Origin of the sequence: Martinezella lusitana (assembly GCF_010668395.1) — a bacterium.
GTDB lineage: Bacteria > Pseudomonadota > Alphaproteobacteria > Rhizobiales > Rhizobiaceae > Rhizobium > Rhizobium lusitanum_A.
The window spans coordinates 1-1721 of record NZ_WUEY01000060.1; the positions used below are offsets into that span (position 1 = coordinate 1).

The following is a 1721-nucleotide window of genomic DNA, read 5'->3' on the forward strand; positions in this document are numbered from 1 at the left end:
GGCGCTCAGAGCGCCTTTTGCAGTTCGGGCAATGCTTCGAAGAGGTCTGCGACGAGGCCGTAGTCGGCGATCTGGAAGATCGGGGCTTCCTCGTCCTTGTTGATGGCGACGATGACCTTCGAGTCCTTCATGCCGGCCAGATGCTGGATGGCGCCCGAGATGCCGCAGGCGATGTAGAGCTGCGGCGCCACCACCTTGCCCGTCTGCCCCACCTGCCAGTCGTTCGGCGCATAGCCGGCATCGACGGCGGCACGCGATGCGCCGACGGCCGCCCCGAGCTTGTCGGCGACCGGAAGGATGACCTCGCGGAACTTCTCCGCAGACCCCAGCGCCCGCCCGCCCGAGATGATGATCTTCGCCGACGTCAGCTCCGGACGGTCGGACGACGACAGCGCATCGCCGACGAAGGAGGAAAGACCGGGGTTGGCGGCAGCCGCCACGCTCTCGATCGCGGCATTGCCGCTAACATCCGCTGCGGCAAACGAGGCCGTGCGCACCGTGATCACCTTCTTGGCATCCGTCGACTGCACCGTCTGGATGGCATTGCCGGCATAGATCGGCCGCTTGAAGGTATCGGCCGAGACCACCTCGATGATCTCCGAGACCTGGGCGACGTCGATGAGGGCGGCAACGCGCGGCAGCACGTTCTTGCCGACCGAGGTCGCAGCACCGATGATCACGTCATAGGAACCGGCGAGTGACACGATCAGCGCCGCCAGCGGTTCGGCCAGATTGTTGGCAAGGCTTGCATCCTCGGCCACCAGCACCTTCGAGACGCCGGCAAGCTTGGCCGCCTGTTCGCCGGCAGCCTTGGCGCCGGCACCCGCGACGAGCACATGCACATCGCTTGCCGTTTCCTTGGCGATTTTCGTCGCTGCCGTCAGCGCCTTGGCGGTCTGGTCGGAGAGATGGTCATTGTCGTGATCAGCCAGAAGAAGAATGGCCATGATGAAGTCTCCTTTTCCTGGACCTTAGAGGACGCCAGCTTCGTTTTTCAGCTTTTCGACCAGCTCGGCGACGGACTTGACCTTGACGCCCGCCTTGCGGCCACCGGGCTCCTCGGTCTTCAGCACCTTCAGCCGAGGCTCCGTGGAAACGCCGAAGTCGGACGGCGCCTTCTTGTCGAGCGGCTTCTTCTTGGCCTTCATGATGTTGGGCAGCGAGGCATAGCGCGGCTCGTTCAGCCGCAGGTCCGACGTGACGACCGCAGGAAGCTTGACCTCGATCGTCTGCAGGCCGCCATCGACTTCGCGGGTGACCTGGGCCTTGCCATCACCGATCTCGATCTTCGAGGCGAAGGTCGCCTGCGCGGTGCCCAAGAGGGCCGCCAGCATCTGGCCGGTCTGGTTGCTGTCGTCGTCGATCGCCTGCTTGCCGACGATGATCAGGCCCGGCTGTTCGGCCTCGGCCACGCCCTTGAGGATCTTGGCGACCGCCAGCGGCTCGACGGCGTCATCGGTCTCGACCAGGATGGCGCGATCCGCACCCATGGCCAGCGCCGTCCGCAGCGTCTCCTCGGCCTTGGCAGGTCCGATCGACACCACCACCACCTCGTCCGCCTTGCCGGCTTCCTTCAGCCGCAGCGCCTCCTCAACCGAAATCTCGTCGAACGGGTTCATCGACATCTTCACGTTCGAAAGCTCAACGCCCGATCCATCCGCCTTCACGCGGATCTTCACGTTGTAGTCAACAACCCGCTTCACTGGCACGAGTATCTTCAT

At 64.3% G+C, this 1721-nt stretch carries 2 protein-coding genes; both read right to left on the reverse strand.

What is annotated here, in order from left to right; all coding sequences use genetic code 11:
* Window positions 1–5: 5 nt before the first annotated feature.
* On the reverse strand, window positions 6–947 hold the full coding sequence (locus GR212_RS36485) for an electron transfer flavoprotein subunit alpha/FixB family protein (RefSeq protein ID WP_163994987.1): 942 nt from the start codon (window positions 945–947) through the stop codon (window positions 6–8).
* Window positions 948–971: 24 nt separating this feature from the next.
* Window positions 972–1721 carry an electron transfer flavoprotein subunit beta/FixA family protein gene (locus GR212_RS36490; RefSeq protein WP_163994989.1) on the reverse strand — a complete coding sequence of 250 codons (750 nt, stop codon included), beginning with the start codon at window positions 1719–1721 and terminating at the stop codon, window positions 972–974.